This is a genomic window from Bradyrhizobium sp. CCBAU 11434, assembly GCF_028128895.1.
GTDB lineage: Bacteria > Pseudomonadota > Alphaproteobacteria > Rhizobiales > Xanthobacteraceae > Bradyrhizobium > Bradyrhizobium zhengyangense.
On record NZ_LBJX01000078.1, the window covers coordinates 26,291 to 47,304 of the forward strand.

The 21,014-nt window shown below is 64.0% G+C and carries 14 protein-coding genes; 8 read left to right on the forward strand and 6 right to left on the reverse strand.

Annotated elements, in window-relative coordinates:
- Positions 1–24: 24 nt before the first annotated feature.
- Positions 25–1,716, reverse strand: coding sequence for a peptide ABC transporter substrate-binding protein (locus XI06_RS16785; RefSeq protein ID WP_271605909.1), 1,692 nt, complete (start codon positions 1,714–1,716; stop codon positions 25–27).
- Positions 1,717–1,920: 204 nt separating this feature from the next.
- On the opposite strand from XI06_RS16785, the gene XI06_RS16790 reads away from it, so the two are divergent.
- Both XI06_RS16790 and XI06_RS16795 read left to right on the forward strand, forming a co-directional pair.
- Positions 1,921–2,553, forward strand: coding sequence for a helix-turn-helix domain-containing protein (locus tag XI06_RS16790; RefSeq protein WP_237865815.1), 633 nt, complete (start codon positions 1,921–1,923; stop codon positions 2,551–2,553).
- A 166-nt stretch (positions 2,554–2,719) separates the two neighbouring features.
- Positions 2,720–4,582 carry an ATP-binding protein gene (locus XI06_RS16795; RefSeq protein WP_271605910.1) on the forward strand — a complete coding sequence of 621 codons (1,863 nt, stop codon included), beginning with the start codon at positions 2,720–2,722 and terminating at the stop codon, positions 4,580–4,582.
- Positions 4,583–4,600: 18 nt separating this feature from the next.
- Here XI06_RS16795 and XI06_RS16800 read toward each other — a convergent pair whose 3' ends face one another.
- Positions 4,601–5,626 carry an AraC family transcriptional regulator gene (locus XI06_RS16800; RefSeq protein WP_237865938.1) on the reverse strand — a complete coding sequence of 342 codons (1,026 nt, stop codon included), beginning with the start codon at positions 5,624–5,626 and terminating at the stop codon, positions 4,601–4,603.
- Between the two features lie 186 nt (positions 5,627–5,812).
- Here XI06_RS16800 and XI06_RS16805 point away from each other — a divergent pair, with 186 nt between their 5' ends.
- The 4 genes from XI06_RS16805 to XI06_RS16820 all read left to right on the forward strand — a co-directional run bounded on the left by XI06_RS16805 (position 5,813) and on the right by XI06_RS16820 (position 9,717).
- Entirely contained in the window at positions 5,813–6,262 is a 450-nt protein-coding gene (locus tag XI06_RS16805) for a cupin domain-containing protein (RefSeq protein ID WP_194479904.1), read from the forward strand.
- A gap of 106 nt (positions 6,263–6,368) precedes the next feature.
- Positions 6,369–7,862 carry a flavin-containing monooxygenase gene (locus XI06_RS16810; RefSeq protein ID WP_271605911.1) on the forward strand — a complete coding sequence of 498 codons (1,494 nt, stop codon included), beginning with the start codon at positions 6,369–6,371 and terminating at the stop codon, positions 7,860–7,862.
- A gap of 92 nt (positions 7,863–7,954) precedes the next feature.
- Positions 7,955–9,028, forward strand: a complete 1,074-nt coding sequence (locus tag XI06_RS16815) for a hypothetical protein (RefSeq protein WP_271605912.1) — start codon at positions 7,955–7,957, stop codon at positions 9,026–9,028.
- 47 nt (positions 9,029–9,075) lie between these two features.
- Complete coding sequence (locus tag XI06_RS16820) at positions 9,076–9,717, forward strand: glutathione S-transferase family protein (RefSeq protein WP_271605913.1); 642 nt, start codon at positions 9,076–9,078, stop codon at positions 9,715–9,717.
- Between the two features lie 20 nt (positions 9,718–9,737).
- On the opposite strand, the gene XI06_RS16825 is transcribed toward XI06_RS16820, so the two are convergent.
- The 3 genes from XI06_RS16825 to XI06_RS16835 form a co-directional block, all read right to left on the reverse strand.
- Positions 9,738–11,081: a cytochrome-c peroxidase gene (locus XI06_RS16825; RefSeq protein WP_271605914.1), complete on the reverse strand. Its 1,344-nt coding sequence runs from the start codon at positions 11,079–11,081 to the stop codon at positions 9,738–9,740.
- Between the two features lie 17 nt (positions 11,082–11,098).
- Complete coding sequence (locus XI06_RS16830; RefSeq protein WP_271605915.1) at positions 11,099–12,802, reverse strand: phospholipase C; 1,704 nt, start codon at positions 12,800–12,802, stop codon at positions 11,099–11,101.
- 186 nt (positions 12,803–12,988) lie between these two features.
- Complete coding sequence (locus XI06_RS16835; RefSeq protein WP_271605916.1) at positions 12,989–13,780, reverse strand: ABC transporter substrate-binding protein; 792 nt, start codon at positions 13,778–13,780, stop codon at positions 12,989–12,991.
- Between the two features lie 253 nt (positions 13,781–14,033).
- On the opposite strand from XI06_RS16835, the gene XI06_RS16840 reads away from it, so the two are divergent.
- Together XI06_RS16840 and XI06_RS16845 are read left to right on the forward strand one after the other, a co-directional pair.
- Positions 14,034–15,227, forward strand: a complete 1,194-nt coding sequence (locus XI06_RS16840) for an efflux RND transporter periplasmic adaptor subunit (protein ID WP_271605917.1) — start codon at positions 14,034–14,036, stop codon at positions 15,225–15,227.
- A gap of 12 nt (positions 15,228–15,239) precedes the next feature.
- Positions 15,240–18,395 (forward strand): efflux RND transporter permease subunit, encoded by a 3,156-nt coding sequence (locus tag XI06_RS16845; RefSeq protein WP_271605918.1) that lies wholly within the window; start codon positions 15,240–15,242, stop codon positions 18,393–18,395.
- Between the two features lie 274 nt (positions 18,396–18,669).
- On the opposite strand, the gene XI06_RS16850 is transcribed toward XI06_RS16845, so the two are convergent.
- Entirely contained in the window at positions 18,670–20,937 is a 2,268-nt protein-coding gene (locus XI06_RS16850; RefSeq protein WP_271605919.1) for a cation:proton antiporter domain-containing protein, read from the reverse strand.
- Positions 20,938–21,014 lie beyond the last annotated feature (77 nt).

The following is a 21,014-nucleotide window of genomic DNA, read 5'->3' on the forward strand; positions in this document are numbered from 1 at the left end:
AGGCGATCCAGCCAGCCTGAGGCGTCAGGCCCAGTACCATTCGCGGATGTTCCAGCAATTGGTCGACGTGTTGATGTTGGGACGGAAGCCTTGCAGCCCCTCCTTCACGCCCTCGGCGATGAAGCCCTGGAACAGCGGCAGGATCGCAAGGTCGTTACGGATCAGCTTCTGCAGGTCGCCATAGGTCTTCTTGCGCTGTTCGAGATCGAACTGCCTGGCGCCCTCGGCAAGAAGACGATCAGCCTCAGCGCTCTGGTATTGGTAGGTGTTGTAACCACGGCCGCCCTTGGCCGGAATCGCACCGGAGCCGAACCGCGGCGTCACATCGGGATCGCTGCCCAGCATGAAGTTCACGCCGACGATCACCGAGTTGAACTTCGACTGCTGCCAGAAATCGCCCCAGATCACGGCGGCCGGCATGTTGTTGACGCGCATGCTGGCGCCGATCGCGCGCCAGTCCTGGATCAGGAGCTGCTGGGTCTGCTCGCGCACGGCATTGCCTGATGTGGTCGAATTGGTGAATTCGAGCTTCACGCCGCCCTTCTCGCGGACGCCGCCGGAGCCGCGCACCCAGCCTGCCGCATCGAGCAACGCATTGGCCTTGGCCGGATCGTATTTATGCTGCGGCAGGCCCTGCTGGAACGACCAGGCCTCCTGCGGCACGAAACTCTCGGTCGGCATCGGCAGGCCGTAGTTCAGCGCATCGATGATCGCCTGCTTGTTGATGGCGAGATAGAGCGCCTCGCGCACCGCGTGGTCGGCGAAGGGACCGAACTCCAGATTGGGCGCGATGTGCTCCACTGACGACGTCGACGAGACGAAGATCTTGCTCGCTTTCAGCGCTTTCGCCTCCTGCACGAAGTTCGGCAGGATGCCCTGCAGGCCGGTGTAATCGACCTGGCCGGTGCGGAACTGGGTATAGAGGACAGTCAGGCTAGGAATGTACTTGAAGACCACGCGTTCGACGTAAGGCCCTTTGCCGTGATAGCCGGCATAGGCGTTGACCTGAATGTGGTCGCCGGGCACGCGCTCGCCCCAGCGGAACGGCCCGGTGCCGACGGGCGCGTTGTGGAACGGCGACGAATTCGGATCGGGCACCTTCTCCAGGATGTGCTTGGGCACGATGAAGGTGAGCGACAGGATCGACATGTAGGGCGAATAGGGAGCTTCCATTCGCCAGTGGATCTCGTCAGGCGCGATGATCGTGACGTCCTTGACGAGGCTGTGGCCGACACGGTTGCGAACACGGAAGTCGGGATTGTTGATCAGGTCGAGCGAGAACTTGACGTCGTCGGCCGTGAAGACCGTGCCGTCGTGCCATTTCACGTTCTTGCGCAGCTTGATCTTCCAGGTCAGGCCATCGGCCGAAAGGCCGCCATTCTCGACCGTCGGGACTTCGCGCGCGAGGTCGGGCACGAACTTGCCGTCGGGATCGATGAACCAGAGCGGCGAGAAAACCTGCCACCAGACGCCCTGGTCGACTTCGATGCCGGGCATCAGGGGATGAAAGACGGTCGGTTCCTGCGACAGCGCGGCGATCACCTGCCCGCGCGGCTTGTCCGGCGGAGTGCCCGGGCGTTCGGTCTGCGCAAAGGCGCTGCCTGACAGCGTCCATCCCGCCGCGGCGCCTACGCTGAGCTGGAAGAATTGCCGGCGATTTGCAAGGCCGAGATGATGCAATCCGCCAACGCCGAACTTGCCGGTGCTGTCTGCCATGACCAGTCTCCGTTCCCGCACGCGGCACCTCTCCCGCGCCCCAGACCCCGGCAAGGGACAGGAGTGGGCTTTAGTGCTTCTAAATTTTTCAGCTAAAATTTCATCATGACTAAATACAGCTGTCAATCGCATTGCTAGGATGCGCGACCTTTTCACATCGCAGCCGGCCATGCCGGCAGCGCGGGAATGCTTGGAGAGAGCGACATGGATGGTCGCGGCGAAACTGATCGCCCGAAGGACGCCCCGGCGGTCGGGACCGATGATGCGATCGATGCGCGTCTCGGCGAGACCGTGCGGCTGCTGCGCCAGCGCGCCGGTCTCTCGATCCAGGACGTCGCCAACAAGACCGGTCTCTCCAATGGCATGATCAGCCAGCTCGAACGCGCACGCGCGATGCCCTCGATCCGCACGCTGCGCCTGCTCTCGATCGCGCTCGACGTGCCGATCTCCTATTTCTTCGAGACCAGCGATCCCGCTGATGTGCAGCGCTACATCGTGCGCAAGAACAACCGCCGCCTGCTGCGCCTCACCGCGAGCGGCGTCGTCAAGGAGGCGCTGACGCCGGAAGGCAAGGGTCAGATGGAGCTCTACGAGCTCACGCTCAATCCCGGCGCCTCCTCAGGGACCGACTTCCTCCAGCATATCGGCGAGAAGGCGGGCTACGTCCTCTCCGGCAGCCTGCGGCTCTGGCTCGACAACCAGGCCCATGTGCTGGAAGCCGGCGACAGCTTTCGCTTTCCGAGCGTCGTGCCGCACATGTTCGACAACCCGACCCAGCAGGCGGCGCGCGTGATCTGGGTCACGACGCTACGCCAGACCGATCCCCCGGCCGGCTGAAGCAGGCCCGCGCCCCATACCGCCGGAAAATGCCCTCGACGCCGCCGCAGGGAGTCTGTAGCTCACAGGGAGTCGGACTCCTTTGACAGGGCGGACTTGGAGACCCCTTGGCAGGCCCGGTGGCGGCCCCTTGGGGGTCCGCGGCAGACGTCGGTGGTGTGAGAGCATGAAACTCCGGGGGCTTCTGACTCTTGCGATGGCCGCGCAGGCCGTCGTGACCGCCGTGGCTCTCTTCGTGGCGCATGCGATGGCCGGCAACGGCTTCGGCGCTGCTCAGATTATTGCCCTGCTTGCGAGCGGCGCCGTTGCGGTGCTGCTCGCGCACATCTGCGCGCGCAGCATCGCGAAGTCACAGCAGAAAAGCGACACCGACCAACTGGCCGAGCAGGCACAGGCGCGCGCGGACAGCGCGCAGATGACGCAAGCCGTCATCAGGACCGCGCTCGACGCCTTCGTGCAGACCGACGAAACCGGCATTGTCCTGGAGTGGAGCCTGCAGGCCGAGGCCCTGACCGGCTGGTCGCGGACGGAAGCCCTCGGCGCCGACGTCGTCGAGTTGCTCGTCGCCGAGCCGCTCCGCGCCGGGTTCCGGCAGCGCATGATGCGCATCCTGCCGGAACTGTCCGATACGCCGATCGGCATTCGTTTCGAGGCGACCATCCTGCACCGGACCGGCGACGAGATCCTGATCGAGGCGTCGAGCACCGCGCTCCGCATTGGCGACCGCACCGTCATCAACGTTTTCGTCAAGGACGTGACGCAGAGGCGCGCAGCCGAGGAGCAGCTGATCCAGTCCCAGAAGATGGAGGCGGTCGGCCAGCTCACCGGCGGCATCGCGCACGAGTTCAACAACATGCTCACTGTCATCACGGGCACGATCGAGATCCTGGCCGAGGCCGTGAAGGACAATCCGCCGCTCGCCACCATCACCAAGCTGATCAGCGAGGCCGCCGACCGCGGCGCCGCGCTGACCTCGAGCCTGCTGTCGTTTGCGCGCAAGCAGGCGCTGCAGCCGGCCGAGATCGACGTCAACGATTTGCTCGAAGAGCTCTCCAAGCTGCTGCTGGCGACGTTCGACAAGAAGATCGAGATCATCAGGAAGCTCGACGGCAATATCTGGCTCGCCTACGCCGACCGCGGGCAGCTCAGCGCGGCGCTGCTCAATCTCGCGATCAACGCCGGCGATGCGATGCCGGAGGGTGGCCGCCTGACGCTGACGACGCGCAATGTGGTGTTCGGCGTGCGCGAGGCCGTTGCGGTCGGCGCCGGCTACGCCGGCGACTATGTCGAGATCGAGATCACCGATACCGGCACGGGGATTTCGCAGGCGCACGTCGAGCGGATCTTCGATCCGTTCTTCTCGACCAAGGAGGTCGGCAAAGGCACCGGTCTCGGGCTCAGCATGGTGTTCGGCTTCGTCAAGCAGTCCGGTGGCGGCATCAAGGTCAAATCCGAGGAAGGCCGCGGCACGACCTTCACGATCTATCTGCCGAAGGCAGAGACCAGCGCATTGCGTCCCGCAAGCTATGACGCGCGCAAGGTCGTGGGCGGAACGGAGACCATTCTCTGCGTCGAGGACGACCGCGACGTCCGCCAATACGTCACTGTCCAGCTCGAAAGCCTGGGCTACAAGGTCATTCCCGCCGCCAGCGCGACCGAAGCCCTTGCAATTGCGGCCAGCGGCACGCCGTTCGACCTGCTGTTCACCGACATCGTGATGGCCGGCGGCATCAACGGTCGCGAGCTCGCGGACCAGATGGTGGCTGCACGGCCCTCGCTGCGGGTGCTGTTCACCTCAGGCTATGCCCAGGAGGCCCAGCACGCGCCGGGAAGCGCCACCACGGGCGCGCCACTCCTGACAAAGCCCTACCGCAAGGCCGAGCTCGCACGCATGCTGCGCCGCTCGCTCGACACCGCCGTCGATGCCGTGGGCGATGCGATCCCGACACCTTATTCGGTGCAGGCTGACGTCGAGGGGTTCTTGCGCAGGCAGGCCGCCGAAGACAGCGCCACGCGATCACGAAAATAGATCACCCGGCACCTCTCGCTAGCTCATCCGCCGCCGCAGCCTTGCCGACGGAGTCTCGCCGAATTTTTCGCGATAGGCTCCGGCCATGCGGCCGAGATGGGTGAAGCCGAGATCGAAGGCGATGTCGGTGATGGATGCATCCGGCGACGCCTGCGCGAGCCGGGTGTGAAGACCGGCGAGCCTGATATCGAGCAGCATCTCCGAGATCGACATCCCGAAGTGACGGCGGAAGCCGAGTTGAAGCGCACGGATGCCGATGCCGGACACACAGGCCAGCTGCGCAAGATCGAGCGGCTCGCCGGCATTGTCCGCAAGATAGTCCCGCGCAGCGCGAAGCGCGCGCGGCAGACGCTCGGCTTGACCCGAGAACGTTGTGATCGAATCCGACAGGCCATGCCGCTGGCCATTGAGCAGATGATCGAGCAGCAGCTCGCGCCAATCAGCCATCGCCAGCGGTGAAAGCCTGCCGGACGGCCCCAGCCGTTCGGCAAGCATCATCAGCTCGGCCAGGCTGGCTTGCAGATGGCGGCCCGAGGGCCCGCCCAGGTCGATCACGGGATCGAACTCGACCGCAGCGGCCGCCCTGCCCGACAGCGCCGCGGCACGCTGCTCCACCATGCGGCGATCGAGCAGCAAGATCGCTTGCGCACAGTCACGCCACGTCATCTGCGTCGCGATGGTCGGCGACAGCAGCGAGGCAGTCTTGCCAGGCGCGGCGTCGAATCCGCTGGCACCAGCATGAATATGGGCGCTTCCCGTGAGCGGGATCTGGACAAGGAAGAAGCGATCGAGACAGCCGGGATCGATGCTGACGGTCCCACCATAGGCCACGTAGTTGATGGAAAAGCCGTCGAACGCGGCGCAATTGTGCCGGGCCGAAAATCCGGAAGCGCGGGCTTGCGCCGGCTTCAGATCATGCGGGCAGAAGATGCGACCGATCTGCTCGGCCGCTTCATCGACATCATCAGTGGTGACGCGGGCGAAGGCCGCAAGCCGTTCGGTTGCGGGTGGCCTGGCGCTCATTTCCAGCACGGCTGCGGACATCATCGACCACGCTTCGCGTCGCGGAATTGCTTTAAGCCTATAATAGTTCCCGGGGTGCGAAAAGGGCCGTGTCGCAAAATCGTCGTGCTGCATGGCAACAGCCGTGCCGGATTCGTTTAGCGGATAGACAGGTGCCTGCGCGTGGCTGAAGCTCCACCCTTGCCGGTATCCAACAGGAGGCGAGCCATGACTGCACTCGAAAAGGGCATTACCGCGAACGGCACGGGCTATGGCGGGAAAACCTGGAACATCCTTGGCCAGGTCTACTTCCCCAAGGCCGTCACCGACTCCACCTTCGCCTTCGAAACCAACAGCGATCCCGGCCAGTTCGTGCCGGTGCACATCCACCCGACCCAGGACGAATTCATCCTGGTGCAGGAAGGCACGCTCGACCTCAAGCTCGACGGCGTCTGGGTCAAGGCCCATGCCGGCGACCTCGTGCGCATGCCCCGCGGCATCCCGCACGGCTATTTCAACAAGTCCGACAAGCCGTGTCGCGCGCTGTTCTGGGTCTCGCCGATGCAGAAGCTGGAGGCGCTGTTCAACCAGCTCCACAATCTGACTGACCCGGCCGAGGTCGTGCGCATCTCGGCGCTACACGAGGTCGACTTCCTGCCGCCCGAGGCCAACGACTAGGCGCCCGCCTTCACGTCCGCTTTCATCTGCTTGCAGCTCCGCCGGCCACACCTTGCGGCCGAACGAAGTTGCTCGCGCGCAAAACACATCGATTGCGAGCCATCCCATGGTCAGCCCCAAGCATGTCTGCGTGATCGGCGCCGGCGTCTCCGGCCTCGCCACAGCGAAAGCCTTCTCAGCCCGCGGCCACCGCGTCATCATCGTCGAACGCAGTGCCGATCTCGGCGGCGTCTGGGAGCCGGCGCGCTCCTATCCGGAGGTGCAGACGCAAAGCCCCAAGGATCTCTACCGCTACACCGATCGCGCCATGCCGGAAGCCTATCCGGAATGGCCGACCGGGCCGCAGGTCCATGCTTATCTCGCCGACTATGCGAAAAGCTTCGGTCTCGACCGCATGCTGCGCGTCAATACGTCGGTTTCCGGCATGGCGCGGCGCGCCGACGGCCGACCGGGTTGGACGCTCGCGCTATCGGGCAAGGATGCCGCTGCCACCAGCGAGGACTTCGATTTCATCGCTGTTTGCACCGGGCAGTTCAACGAGCCGCGCGAACTGCATTGCCCGGGCGAGGACGGCTTTCTGGCACGGGGCGGGAAAATCCTGCACTCGTCGAAATACGGCGATCCCGCGCTGGCGAAAGGCCGCCGCGTCGTCGTGCTCGGCGGCTCGAAATCGGCGACCGACATTGCCGTGAACGCGGTGAAATCAGGCGCGCGCGAGGTCACCATCGTGATGCGCGAGCCGGTCTGGCGCATCCCCTATTTCATCGGCGGGCTCGTGAACTTCAAGCGCATCCTCTACATCCGCGCGCAGGAGGAGATGTTTCCGGGCTGGGGCATCGGTGCGATGTCACGGCTCGGGTACCGTCTCGCCGCCCCGCTGATCTGGGCGAACTGGCGCGGGCTCGAGAGCCTGTTGAAGGCGCAGCTCAAGCTGAACAAGTGCAAGATGGTGCCGAAAGAACGGATCGAGGATGGCGTCAACTGCTCGGTGCCGATCGCAACGCCGGGCTTCTACCCAATGGTCGCCGATGGCCGGATCAAGGCGGTGTTCGGCACGTTCGATCATTATGACGGCGACAACATCGTGATGAGCGGCGGCGAGCGCATCGGTGCCGATGTCGCCGTGCTCGCGATCGGCTACAAGCTCGGCGTGCCCTTCCTCCCCGAGGCCTATCAGCAGAAGCTGGTCGATGCGGATGGGCAGTATCGGCTCTATCGCCTGATCGCCAACCCCGATTTGCCCGACCTCGGCTTCGTCGGCTTCAATTCGTCGTTCTGCACCGTGCTGTGTGCCGATCTCGCCGCCAACTGGCTGGTGCGCTATGCCGACGGGCAACTGGCGCGGCAGCCGACGGAGCGAGAGATGCGCGACAACATCGAGATGATGCTGCACTTCAAGCGCGTGGAGCGGCCGGCCGCCGCCGTCTATGGCGGCCTGTGCGTTGCGCCCTATCACTACCGCCATTTCGACGAGCTGATGGCCGACATCGGGGCAAAGACGCAGAAGCGCGGCGGGCTCAAGGGACACTTCCAGCCGCCCGACGCTGATGCCTATGCCAAATTCCTGACGTCAGCGCCGGAGTACCGGGCGGCGGGATGAGATCGGAGGGCCCGATTTGCGGGCTCGCCAGATCGCGGGTTTGACGTTTACGATCCCATGGCCGACGAATCTCCTGCGCATGGGAACCCGCCATGGGACGACAATGTCACGCCGCGACAGCCGTGGCGGTGCTTGGGCTGATCCTCGCGACACCCATCGCGAGCCAGGCGCAAGCACCGACGCCGGCGCAGTCGGAGGCGCTCGCCGCCTACGAGCACGCGCTCGGCGATTTCAAGTCGATCCTGGCCGAGCGGCGCCACCAGATCGAGACGAAGCAGCCACTGCCGAACCTGCCGGGCCAGGCGCTCTATCTTGCGCGCGTCGCGGTCATCAGCACCTATAAGGATCTGACCGACGCCATGCCGTCGCGGATCGGCAAGCCGAACAAGTTCGGGATCCCCCCGGCCTATTTCGACGCCGCGATCGAGCCGCTGGTCGACGAATATGCCGACGTCTTCGAGATCATGGAGGCGCCACCCGCGAGCGCTCAGAATTCGCCGACACCGTTCAAGGACGTCGTTGATCTCGGCGCCGCGATTGCACGCGCCAAAGGGCTCGCACCCGCTGACGCCGAGGCCGCGGGCCGCATCAGCCTGGGGCTCTTCTATGCCGAGACCAACGGCAAGCAAAACGTCCGCAACGCACGCTCGAACACATATATGGGAAGCCTGCAGACCGGCCCGTCCGAGGACCGCAACGGCCAGCGCAAATGGGAGGCGATCAAGGGCACGATCGCGGCCGCCGATCCCGCATTGAACGCGCGCGACGACAAGGAAGAGGCGCGATCCCGCGGCACCGACCGCCGTTTCAATCATTGGACCAACGTCCGCAACGGCCTCATGAACGCGCATGCGGAGCTATTTGCCGAAATCCCAGCGATCGTGAAGACGCTGCCCGATCCGATCGAGCAGATGAAGCTGTTCGAGCTGATCCAGATCATCCCGACACCGACGCGGTCCGCACTGAAGTCGGGCGACCTGTTGAACTATAGGGTGTCCAATTCCACCATCATGAAACACTTACGCAACAACAGCATCTTCGCCTTCGGCAAGGTCGACCGGGCGCGAAGCTCGGCCAGCTTCCGCGAGATCTTGGGCGCGATGTGGCTGTTCAAGCGGAAGTTCGACAAGGCTATGGTGAAATATGCGGAGATCAGACCCCGCTAGGTCGTCTGCGAGCTAGTATATCCAGCCCAATCCAGGAACGTTCAACCATGCTCACCGTCTATGGCGAAGGTCGTGGCTTCCGTGTTGTTTGGCTGCTTGAGGAACTAGGATTGGCTTATCGGCTGCGCCCGGTCGATCTGCTCGCCGTCGAGAACGATCGCGATTTCCTCGCCATCAACCCCGCCGGCTTCATTCCTGCACTGCAGGACGGCGAGACGATCATGGTCGAATCGATTGCGATTCTTGAATATCTGCTCGCCCGCCACGGCTCGGCTTCGCTTGCCGTCGCCCCTGATGATCCCGCCTTCGCGGCCTATCTGCAATTTCTCCATATGGGCGAGGCCGGGCTCGCCGGGCCGATGAATACAGTCCTTGTCGGTCGCAACCTGGCGCCCGAAGCCGAGCGAAATGTCCGGGTGACCCGCTGGGCAGCCGAAACCTTCGAGACCCGGCTGAGGTTGGTCATCCGCCGCCTCGCAGATTGCCCCTATCTGGCCGGCGACCGATTCACTGCGGCCGATATCTCGGTGAGCTACGCCCTCCTGCTCGGCCTGCGAACGGGCAACTACGTCCCCGATCCGGTCGAGCGGGACTATCTCGCCCGCACGACGGCACGCCCTGCCTACGCCCGAGCAATGGAAAGCTGCCAGGCCACCAAGGCTTGGGCGGCGAGATCACCGGGATTATAGTCGCGCCATCGGGAAGAGCGCTAGTTCTCCGCCTTGTAGCCGTCCGTCAGCGTTTTCAGGAACGCGATGATGTCGGCCTCGTCCTGCTCTGTCATCGCCGGCTTGTCGCCGAGATGGCGATCGAAGGGCGGATCGGTGACATCGACATTGGCGTGATATCTTTCAGGCAGGTCATCATATTTCCGCACTGTGCCGTCGGCAGCGCGCGGAAATACCTTCTCCGGATTTGTGTCGCGGAAATTGTAGAAATCGAGCACCTGCTCGAGTGTCTTGAAGACGCCATTATGGAAGAAGGCGTGACGTGTCGCGGTGTTGCGCAACGTCGGCGTCAGGAACATGCCGCAATATTGCGTCTGCTCGGCCATATCGGTGCGATGCGGGCCGCAGACACCGAGGTCGAAATAGCCGGGATCCCCGTTGCCGGCCAGCGCGGCATTGCGCGGCGCGCCGAGCACCTCGTATTGGTGATCGGTGAAGAGCGGCGGCAGGCCATCGCGGGACGGCGCCGAGGTGTGGCAACCGGCACAATTCGCCTTGTCGGGATCGTTGAACAATTGCAGGCCACGCAACTCACTCTCAGAGAGCCGCGTCTTGCCCTCGAGCCAGTCATCATACTTGCTGCTGTACGGATGGAAGCTCTGCTCTTCCACCTGATAGCGCGCGACGGCGAACATCGCCTCCGCAATCAGCAGCCGCTGATTTCTCATCACGCCGGCGCCGAACAACTCGACGAAGCGCTGGGCGTAAGGCGCGCTGCACAGCTTGTCGGCCACGATCTCGGCACTGCCGCCGTCCATCTCGTTTGGATCGAGCAGCGGGAACAGCGCCTGTTCCTGCAACGTGTCGGCGCGACCGTCCCAGAACAGCCCCCCTTGCGGCACAATGTTCGCCGACGCGCCGGTACCGCCCGCGGTCTTGGTCGTGCGCACGGCACTCTGGCCGAGCGCCGCCATCTCCGCGAGATCCATCACGTTGTCGTCGTCGGCCTTTTCAGGGCCGATGCTGAAATTCGGGTGGCGCTCCAGATAGGTCAGCGACGGAACGGCACGTGCGCCTTGCCGCGACAGGCTGGCGCCGCCGAGCATCACCGGACCGTCATTGGGCGGGCCGTAAGCGTGGTCCGGGCTGTGGCAGGATGCACAGGACAGCGCGCCGGACGAGGACAACGATGCGTCGAAGAAAATCGCCTTGCCGAGCTGCGCCATCGCTGAGAGCGGCTCGACAGGAGGGCGGTAGAGATGAACCGGATTCGGGTTGAGGCCCGATGGTGTCGCCTCGGCCGCTCCATGCGGCTCGGCCGCAATGACGGCGCCGGCCAGCGAGAGCAGGCCGGCGCCGAGGAGCCACAAAGTGCGGCGGTTCATTCTGACGTCCCGTCAGACTAGTGGTGGTGGTGTTCGTCCGGCGGGCTGACGATGACCGTGCCGGCGGTCGGATCGAGGAACAGCGCGTCGGTGCGGAAGTCGTGGCTATGATCCTGATCGAAGTCGAACAGGTCCATGATCGATCCCGAGGTCGCATCGAACGAGCCGCCACCCAGACGCTTGCCGTGCAGCCAGTTATCCTCGATGAACCGCACGACGGAAGCCTGCGAGATGTAAGTGCGGCTCACGTGGTTGGTCTTGGCGTAGGGCGAGACCACGATGAAGGGAATGCGGGTGCCCGGACCGCAGCGACCGTTCACCGGCTTGCCGTTGAGGCCGTTCGGTGCCGGCTGCTTGGCCGAGCCGAGGCCGCACAGGCCCGGACCGTTGACCTGATCGGCAGTCGGATCATAGGAGGCGCTCTCCGGCGTGAGGTATTGGTGGTCGTACCAGCCGTCGGAGTCGTCATAGGTGATGATGACGGCAGTCTCCCGCCATTCCGGCTGCTTCTGCAGGAAGTTGATCAGCTCGACATTGCCGGCCTGCTCGTCGAGCGGGTCGGAATATCCGGCATGACCGTCCTGATAGGCCGGCATCTTGATGTAGGAGACGGCCGGGAGATGACCCGCCTTCACCGCAGCATAGAAGTCCTCGAGATCGTAGGCGTGGTTGGCCGGATCGAGGGTCTTGTGGTCATCCGCATAGGTATGACCGATCGCGTGCACCGAGCTCGGCCGCGCATGAGTCCAGTTGGCGGTCGACTTGTAGTACTGAAACCAGGCGTGGTGCGGGATGTAATCCGCAGTGGCGGCGCCCACGACGGTGGTCAAGGTGCTGCGGGCACAACCAGTCGTACCGTTGGCGTTCTTGAGCGTCAGATCGAAGCCGCCCATGAAGCTGCCCCAGCTGATGTGCTCGTCATTGAGCAGATCGCCGATGTTCTTGCCATTCATCAGGACCGTGCTGGTCGTGCTCGAGCAGACGTCGTTGCCAGGATCGGTATCGCCGATCAGAGTCAAGCCGCCCTGACCATCGGGAACGGTCTGCGTCGACGTGCCGACGATGTTCACGGCACCGTTGGTCTGACCCGCGACCACTTCGAGCGCACCCGGGGTCGACGGGCCAAACGTGTCAGTCCAGGCATTGTCGCTCATGGCGAAATGCTGGGCGTAGTTCCAGAGAGCCGTGGTGGTGTTGCCGTCGAAATATCCCATCACCTGCCCGTTGGTGCCGAATGCGCCGGCGCCGCCGGCGGTGCCGCGGCCGGTGAATTTCGGGAACAGGTCTTCCTTGCCGTTGTCGACGGCCTGCTGCTCGGGCGTATAGGCGTGATTCTGCGAGCGCGTATTGGCCTGGGTGCGATCGAGCCGGAACGGATCGGTTGCGCCGGTGCCGTTGGCCGGATTGGTGTTCGGATTGTTCACCAGGAGATTGGCGTTGACGAGGTTGTTGACCTTCGGCGTATGCGGCTTTGGCACAAAGGGAATCGAGCCCGACGGATTGGCCGCATTCGGATAAGTCGCGAAATAATGGTCGAAGGAGCGGTTCTCGTTGAAGATGATCACGAGATGCTTGATCGGCGTTTCCGTATGGATGTGATGCGGATGGCGATGATCGCCATCGTGATCCCGGTCGAAGTCGTCGGCGAACACCGGAATGCTGCACGCAAGTGTCGTCGCGGCCGCGAAAATCGCAGCCGTCGTCAAAAATCTGGTTTTCATTTTTGTGCCCCGAAGGAGTGACAGGCGACCCTAACGATCACGAGTGACAGAGCTGTGTCAGTTTGACGCAAGAGACGCGTCGGGTAGGAACTGGGACAAAAAAGCGGACGGGACCAGGAAAGATTTGGCAGTTGTAATCCAAGGTCCAACAACGAGGCGTCGGGTCGAAATCCAATGTGGCCGGGCCTATTCGGTGCGGATCGGCGTGTCCTTCAGCCCGTTATTATCGTAGACCTTGCGCAGGGTGCCGTTCGTCACCGCCTCGTTCATGAATTTGGTGGCGAACGCCAGAGCCTGGCTATGGCCGAGCGGGACGGCAACGGCGGTGACCGTCTTCTTGAACGTCTCGTCCAGCACCTTTGTCCCCGGGAGCTTTTGCGCCATCTTGTTGAGCTGGTCGCGCGATAGCGCGAAGGCATCGATCTCGCCGCTCTTCAGAAGGCCGAAGATTTCGTCGTAGGTCTGATAACCCGTGACCTTCGCATTCTTCAGATGCGCAACAGCGCCGCGCATCGTCGTCGTCGCGTTGACCGCTGCGACCTTGATGCCGGGTTGGTCGAGCGTGGCGAAATTGGTGACCGCCGAACCCACCTTGACGATGTATGTGGCGTCCGCGACCTCGTAGATCGGACCGAACATCATCCGGATCTCGCGCTCGGGATCTTTCGGCAACCAGGTGACGTCCCAGGCACCCTTGCCAGCCGCATCGGTGATCTGTCCGGAATTCTGGTATGCGACGTAGTCGACGGGCACGCCGAGCTGCGCGGCCATCTCCTTGCCGAGATCGACGGGCACGCCGGCATAGCCGGCTTCGGTCTTGGTCGACCAGAACGCTCCACCCGCCGGGCTGATCGCGATCGCGACCCGCAGCTTGCCGGTCGGCGCGATCTCGTCTTTCAGGCCATCGGCTAGCGCGGGCACAGCGACCACAGCGGCAAGAGCAAGGACCGCGCAGGCCGACCAGAATGGCGTTGGCATGTCATTGTCTCCTCGCGTTTCCTCTTGTGTCGCCCGATTGCCTGAAGTCGGTCCTCGCGCTTGGGCGTGCGGCCTTTGACATAATTCTGGTCGATCATGCGCTCGGTGAAAAGCTATTTGTCATGGCAGAACTGTCAAAGGCCTCGCCGCTGTTTGCAGTGCAAGGGCTGTGACTACCATGGCTATGGTGTTCCACGGCCGGGCATTTGTTGGTAGCCTGCCGCACCGACAGACAATCATCGGGGACCACCGAATGACCTCAGCGAATCCCGCTCTTCCCGCAAGATTTCATCGCGCGTGGAGACATATCGGGCGGGCCCTGGCCGCCTCGGCGGCCGTGATTGCGTTGGCCGGCTGCGAGGACAAGAACGCCTACGTGGCGCCGCCGCCGCCGAAGGTGGACGTCGCCACACCCATACAGCGCCCCGTCACGCGCTATGTCGAAGCCACCGGCAACACCGCGCCGATCAAGAGCGTCGATCTCGTCGCGCGCGTGCAGGGTTTTCTGCAAACGATCGACTACACCGATGGCACCTTCGTCAAGCAGGGCACCCAGCTGTTCACGATCGAGCCCGAGACCTACAAGCTGAAGCTGGAGCAGGCACAGGCAGCCGAGGCCGGCGCGCAGGCCTCGCTCAAGCAGGCTGAGGCCGACTACAAGCGGCAGGTCGACCTCGTGCAGCGCCAGGCAGTCTCGCAGGCGACGCTCGACACCTCGACATCGACTCGCGACAACGCCCAGGCCAACCTCCAGCAGGCCCAGGCCAACACCAGGATCGCGGAGCTCAACTACAGCTACACTAAAGTGAGCGCGCCTTTCGACGGCATCGTCAGCGCGCATCTGGTCTCGATCGGGGAGCTCGTCGGCGCCTCCTCCCCGACGCAGCTTGCGACCATTGTTGCCATGGACCCGATCTGGGTCAACTTCACCGTCAACGAGCAAGACGTGCTGCGCATTCGCGCCGAGGCGCAACGCCGCGGACTGACCCCCGCCGACCTCAAGCAATTTCCGATCGAGGTCGGCCTCCAGACCGAGACCGGCTATCCGCATGAGGGCAGGCTCGACTATGTCGCGCCGACCCTCAACACATCGACCGGCACCCTCGCCGTGCGCGGCGTCGTCCCCAACGACAAGCGGGTGCTGCTCCCCGGCTATTTCGTCCGGGTCCGCGTCCCCTTCGACCAGGACAAGAACGCCCTGCTCGTCCCTGACACCGCGCTCGGCAGCGACCAGGGCGGCCGCTATCTGCTGGTGGCCAACAAGGACAACGTCGTCGAACAGCGCAAGGTGCAGATCGGCCCGACCGACAATGGCCTGCGCGTCATCGAGAGCGGCCTGCAGCCCGACGACCGCGTGGTCATTTCGGGGCTGCTGCGCGTGATCCCGGGCCAGAAGATCGACCCGCAACAGACCAAGATCGAGCAGCCGCAGGCGTCTGCCAAGTAGGAGCGCCGGCCCATGATCTCCAAATTCTTCATCGAGCGGCCGGTCCTCTCGAACGTCATCGCGCTCCTGATGATCCTGATCGGCGGCGTGGCGCTGTTCAACCTCGCGATCGCGCAATATCCTGATGTAGTTCCGCCGACAGTGCAGGTGACGACCCGCTATCCCGGCGCAAGCGCCAAGACCGTGATCGACACCGTCGCGCTGCCGATCGAGCAGCAGGTCAACGGCGTCGAGGACATGCTCTACATGCAGTCCTACAGCGGCTCCGACGGCACCTACACGCTGACCGTGACCTTCAAGATCGGAACGGATCTGAACTTCGCGCAGGTGCTGGTACAGAACCGCGTCTCCAGCGCGCTGTCGCAGCTGCCGCAGTCGGTGCAGAACCAGGGCGTTACCGTCCAGAAAAAATCGACGTCGATCCTGCTGTTCGTGACGCTGACCTCGCCGGATTCTCGGTTCGACAGCCTTTACCTCAGCAACTACGCCACCATCAACATCCGCGACGAGCTGTCCCGCCTGCCCGGCGTCGGCAACGTCACGGTGTTCGGCGCCGGCCAGTATTCGATGCGGATCTGGCTCGATCCGAACAAGCTGCAGGCGCGCGGGCTCGTGCCGCAGGATGTCATCCAGGCGATCCAGCAGCAGAGCCAGCAGGTCTCGGCCGGACAGGTCGGCGCGCCGCCGACGCCGCCGGGACAGGCGTTCCAGTACACGCTCAACGTCAACGGCCGGCTCGACGACACCGGCCAGTTCGAGAACATCATCGTCAAGACGGGCACAAGCGGCGACGTCACGCGCGTGCGCGATGTCGGCTGGGTCGAGCTCGGCGCGCAGACCTACAGCCAGATCTTCTCCCTCAACGGGCAGCCCGCCACCGGCATCGGCGTGTTCCAGTCGCCCGGCGCCAACGCGCTTCAAGTCGAACAGGCCGTCGAGAAGAAGATGGTCGAGCTCGCCAAGCGCTTTCCGGAAGGCATCAAGTACGACACGCCATTCGACACCACCAAATTCGTCAATGCCTCGGTGCATGAGGTCTACATGACCCTGATCGAGGCCGGCCTCCTCGTGCTGGTCGTGATCCTCGTGTTCCTGCAGGACTGGCGCGCGATGCTGGTGCCGGCGACCACGGTGCCTGTCACCATCATCGGCGCCTTTGCCGCGATGGCGGCTCTCGGCTTCACCATCAACATGTCGACGCTGTTTGCGATCGTGCTCGCGATCGGCATCGTCGTCGACGATGCTATCGTCGTGGTGGAAGGCGCCGCCCACAATATCGAGCAGGGCATGAACGGGCACGACGCCGCGATCAGGGCGATGGACCAGCTGTTCGCGCCGATCGTCGGCATCACCCTGGTGCTGATCTCGGTGTTCCTGCCCGCTTCGTTCCTCGCCGGCCTCACCGGGCGGATCTATTCGCAGTTCGCGCTGGTGATTGCGGCAACCGCGCTGTTGTCCGCCATCAACGCGGCCACCTTGAAGCCGACGCAATGCGCGCTGTGGCTGCGGCCGACGGTGCCGCCGGAGCAACGCAACTTCTTCTACCGCGGCTTCAACGCCGTCTATGACAGGGTCGAGCGGGGCTACACGCGGCTGATCACGTTTCTGGTGAAGCACGCAACGATCTCTGTCGCGTTCGCACTCCTCGTGATCGGGCTCAGCGGCTACGGCCTGTCGCGGGTGCCGACCGGCTTCCTGCCGATCGAGGACCAGGGCTATTTGATCGCAGCCGTGCAGCTGCCCGATGGCGCCTCGCTGGAGCGAACCCAGAAGGTGCTCGACAAGGCCGCCGACCTCATCAAGGACACGCCCGGCGTCCAGCAGGTCATCACCATCGCCGGCATCTCCGCCCTCGACAACAGCGCGAGCCTTGCCAATGCGGGCGTCGCCTACATCATCCTGAAGGACTGGTCGGCACGCGGCAAAGGCGAGGATCTGCGCTCGCTGGTCTATGGCCTCAATGACAAGGTCGCCAACATCATGGAAGCGCGCACGCTGGTGCTGCCGCCGCCGCCGATCCAGGGCATTGGCAATGCGGCCGGCTTCTCGATGCAGGTCGAACTCCGTGACGGCAACAGCGATTTCGCCAAGCTGCAGGCCATCACCGGCGCGATGGTCTCCAACGCCCAGAGCCAGAGCGCGCTGCAGCGCGTCTCGTCCTCGTTCCGCTCGGCGGTGCCGCAATTCAATGTCGAGATCGACCGCGTCAAGACCCAGACGCTGCACGTCACGACGGATGCCGTGTTCTCGGCGCTGTCGACCTATCTCGGCTCGTCCTTCGTCAACCAGTTCAACAAGTTCGGCCGCGTGTTCCAGGTCTACACCCAGGCCGATCCGGCCTTCCGCGTCACCGAGCGCGACATCGCCAACATGCAGGTGCGCAACCAGAACGGCGACATGATCCCGATCGGCACCGTCGCCACCATCACGCCCGTGACGGGGCCCTCGCTGATCAGCCTCTACAATCTCTATCCGTCCTCCACCATCGTCGGCCTGCCGGCGCAGGGCTATTCGTCGGGCCAGGCGCTGGAGCTGATGGAGGAGATCGGCGACAAGACGCTGCCGCCGGGTACCGGTTTCGAATGGACCGCGATGTCCTACCAGGAGAAGGCGGTCTCCAACCAGATCTACTGGGTGTTCGGCCTTGCCATGCTGCTGGTCTATCTCGTGCTCGCCGGCCAGTATGAGAGCTGGTACGCGCCGATCTCGGTGATCCTCGCCGTGCCGCTGTCGCTGCTCGGGCCGATGCTGATCCTCTCGGGCCTCAAGATCGACAACAACCTCTATTGCCAGATCGGCCTGATCCTCTTGATCGCGCTGTCGGCCAAGAACGCGATCCTGATCGTTGAGGTCGGGCTCGAGCTGCACGGGCGCGACGGCAAGCCGGTCATCGAATCCGCGATCGAGGCGGCGCGCGCCCGCTTCCGCCCGATCCTGATGACCTCGTTCGCCTTCATCCTCGGCGTGGTGCCGCTGGTGATCGCGACCGGCGCCGGCGCCAGCGCGCGCAAGTCGATCGGCATCACCGTGTTCTCGGGCATGCTGGCCTCGACCTGCCTGGCCGTGCTGTTCGTGCCGGCCTTCTTCGTGGTGGTGCAGCGGTTCGAGAACTGGCGCGCCTCGAAGAAGGCACCGAAGGCGGTGGCCGCGACGGAGCTGAAGTCCTAAAAACAACCCCATGCACAGTAGACATGGGGTTGAAAAAGCGCGAAATATTCGATTTTGCCGAAAATTGCTTGCAACGTCGGGCAAAACACCGGCATAATGACATCATGGGGCGTGCGTGAGGTGTCCCTACCCACTCACCCCGTCATTGCGAGCGCAGCGAAGCAATCCAGAATCCTTCCGTGGAAGCAGTCTGGATTGCTTCGTCGCATCAGCGCAAAATTGCTACGCAATTTTGTCGCGAGCTCCTCGCAATGATGCGGGATGCAGTACCCGCTCACCCCTTCTCGCTCGGCGCCTGCCGCGCCTCGCCGCTGGAAACCAGCAGCACCGAGACCTTCGATTGCCTAAGCACGGCGTCCGCAACGCCGCCGAAGGAGAGGTGATCGGCCTGGATGCGATCGACGCCCATGACGACGAGGTCGACATCAGTGGTGTCGATCTCGCGCAGGATCGCCGCCTCCGGCGCCCGGTTGACGCGCAGCGTCGTAGTGATGTCGACCTCGTAGCGGGCGGCGAGATCGCTGGCATCCTTGAGGATACCCGCCTCCTGGCCGAGACCACGCGAAGCACCGCGCTGCGCGCCCTTGTCGCGGGTCGTCGCGACATAGATCACCCGGAGCGAGCCTGATCCGGCCTGCGTCAGCGCGACCGCGACCTCCGCGCCACGCTTGGAGACGCCGCTGCCGGAGACCGGGACGAGGATGTTGAGGCTATCAGGCATCGGCTGCTTCAGGTGCTTGCCCCTGGCCGCGACGATCGCGAGCGGGCCGTCGAATTTTGCTGCGATGTCCTCGATCTTGCGATCAAAGCGGTCTTTGGCAGCAGTGACCTTGTCGACGCCGACGACGAGAAGATCAAAACCCTTGCGCGCCTCCTCGGTGATGGTCTCGCCGAGCTCGGCGCGCCTGGCGCGGGTGACGACATCGATGCTGCCCACCTCACCGTCACCATTGGCGGAGACGGTCTCGGCGGCCTTCTTCACCACGGCTTCATGGCTCGCCTCCTCGTCGCGGCCCCTCTCCTGCTCCCCGGCCCGCTTGCCGATATGCAGCACAGTGATCGGCAGGCCGCGCATGCCGGCGATCAACCCGACGATGTGCGAGGCAAAGGTGGCATTGACGCTTTCGTCCACGGCAAGCAGCGGACGTTCGAGATTGGCGACGAAGCCGCGCTTCTCGAACTCTTCCCGCTCCAACCGCTCCTTTTCCTCCTTGTTCATCGGAAGCTTGGCCAGCGCCGCGCGCAGCATCGGCGGCATCGCCATCGTGGTCACGATCGCCATGGTGACGATCATCGTGAATAGGTTCTGGCTGAGCACGCCGATGGAAAGGCCGATGGTGGCGATGATGACCTCGGTCGAGCCGCGCGCATTCATTCCGCTCGCGAGCGCCAGCGATTCCCGCGTGCTCAGCCCGCCCAGAGTGCCGCCGACAAAGGCACCGCCGAACTTGCCGACGCTGGCGATCACGACGAGGAGGCCAGTGAGCAGCAAGAGATTGGGATCGCGCAGCACCGAGAGATCGGCGCTGAGGCCGGCGAGACCAAAAAACACCGGCATGAAGAAGCTCGAGATCAACCCGCGCAGGCGCTCGTCGATCTGTCGGGTCAGGATTGGCGACTCCCCGACCAGGATGCCGGCGACGAAGGCCCCGAGCACGGTGTGGACGCCGATCGCATGCGTGATCAGTGCCATCACGCCCATCAGCAGCAGGATCACGGTGATGACGGCAGCGACGCTGACGAGGTTGTCATTGGCCCAACGAATGAGCTGGAACACCAGGCGACGGCCGATCGTGAAGCTGACCGCGAGGAAGACGAGCGTGCCCAGCACCGCTTTCGCCACCGAGGCGAGATCCAGCGTGCCTTGCGAGGCCAGGCTGAAGATGACGGCAATGATGATCCAGCCGATGGTGTCGTCGATCACGGCGGTCGCGACAATGATCTGTCCGACATTGCGGCGCATGAAGTTCATCTCGCGCACCACCACCGCGACGATCTTCACGGAGGAGATCGACAGCGCCGTGCCCATGAACAGCGAGGCCACAAGGCGCTGCTCGGGCTTCGGCAGCAGCGCATCGGGCAGGAATTCGCCGAGCGCGAAGCCGCAGGCGAAGGGCACGAGGATGCCGGCGATCGAGATCGCGATCGCTGCCTTACCCACCTTCTTCACCAGCTTGAGATCGGTCTCCATGCCCGTGAGCAGGAGCAGCAGCAAAATGCCGAACTGCGCGATGCCGTCGAGCATCGCCTTCTGCTCGGGCATTTTCGGGAAGATCGCGGCTTGCGCGTCCGGCCAGATCCAGCCGAACAGCGATGGCCCGAGCAGAATGCCCGCGAGCAACTCGCCGATCACCGAGGGCTGGCCGATCCGCTGCATGATCTCGCCGAGGCCTCGCCCCACCGCGATCAGCAGCACGATCTGCGTCACCAGCAGGAATTCGGAGGGACTTGCCGATTTGCCGCCCTCGGCGCTGGCGGCCATGCTGGTGAGGACAAGCGTCGCGGGGACAAGGCCGACCGGTCGGAGCAGGCTCCACTGCATGCAGGCGTCTTCCCCCGTTTGCTGCGCCGGCGAAGTGCCGGGGCGACAAGGTTAAAACCCTCGGAGAGCGAGGCGGG

Coding starts and splice junctions, on each gene's coding strand:
- XI06_RS16840 (WP_271605917.1), top strand. CDS start 14,034: ATGACCTCAGCGAATCCCGCTCTTCCCGCAAGATTTCATCGCGCGTGG.
- XI06_RS16830 (WP_271605915.1), bottom strand. CDS start 12,802: ATGAAAACCAGATTTTTGACGACGGCTGCGATTTTCGCGGCCGCGACG.
- XI06_RS16835 (WP_271605916.1), bottom strand. CDS start 13,780: ATGCCAACGCCATTCTGGTCGGCCTGCGCGGTCCTTGCTCTTGCCGCT.
- XI06_RS16785 (WP_271605909.1), bottom strand. CDS start 1,716: ATGGCAGACAGCACCGGCAAGTTCGGCGTTGGCGGATTGCATCATCTC.
- XI06_RS16790 (WP_237865815.1), top strand. CDS start 1,921: ATGGATGGTCGCGGCGAAACTGATCGCCCGAAGGACGCCCCGGCGGTC.
- XI06_RS16805 (WP_194479904.1), top strand. CDS start 5,813: ATGACTGCACTCGAAAAGGGCATTACCGCGAACGGCACGGGCTATGGC.
- XI06_RS16845 (WP_271605918.1), top strand. CDS start 15,240: ATGATCTCCAAATTCTTCATCGAGCGGCCGGTCCTCTCGAACGTCATC.
- XI06_RS16800 (WP_237865938.1), bottom strand. CDS start 5,626: ATGTCCGCAGCCGTGCTGGAAATGAGCGCCAGGCCACCCGCAACCGAA.
- XI06_RS16795 (WP_271605910.1), top strand. CDS start 2,720: ATGAAACTCCGGGGGCTTCTGACTCTTGCGATGGCCGCGCAGGCCGTC.
- XI06_RS16815 (WP_271605912.1), top strand. CDS start 7,955: ATGGGACGACAATGTCACGCCGCGACAGCCGTGGCGGTGCTTGGGCTG.
- XI06_RS16810 (WP_271605911.1), top strand. CDS start 6,369: ATGGTCAGCCCCAAGCATGTCTGCGTGATCGGCGCCGGCGTCTCCGGC.
- XI06_RS16825 (WP_271605914.1), bottom strand. CDS start 11,081: ATGAACCGCCGCACTTTGTGGCTCCTCGGCGCCGGCCTGCTCTCGCTG.
- XI06_RS16850 (WP_271605919.1), bottom strand. CDS start 20,937: ATGCAGTGGAGCCTGCTCCGACCGGTCGGCCTTGTCCCCGCGACGCTT.
- XI06_RS16820 (WP_271605913.1), top strand. CDS start 9,076: ATGCTCACCGTCTATGGCGAAGGTCGTGGCTTCCGTGTTGTTTGGCTG.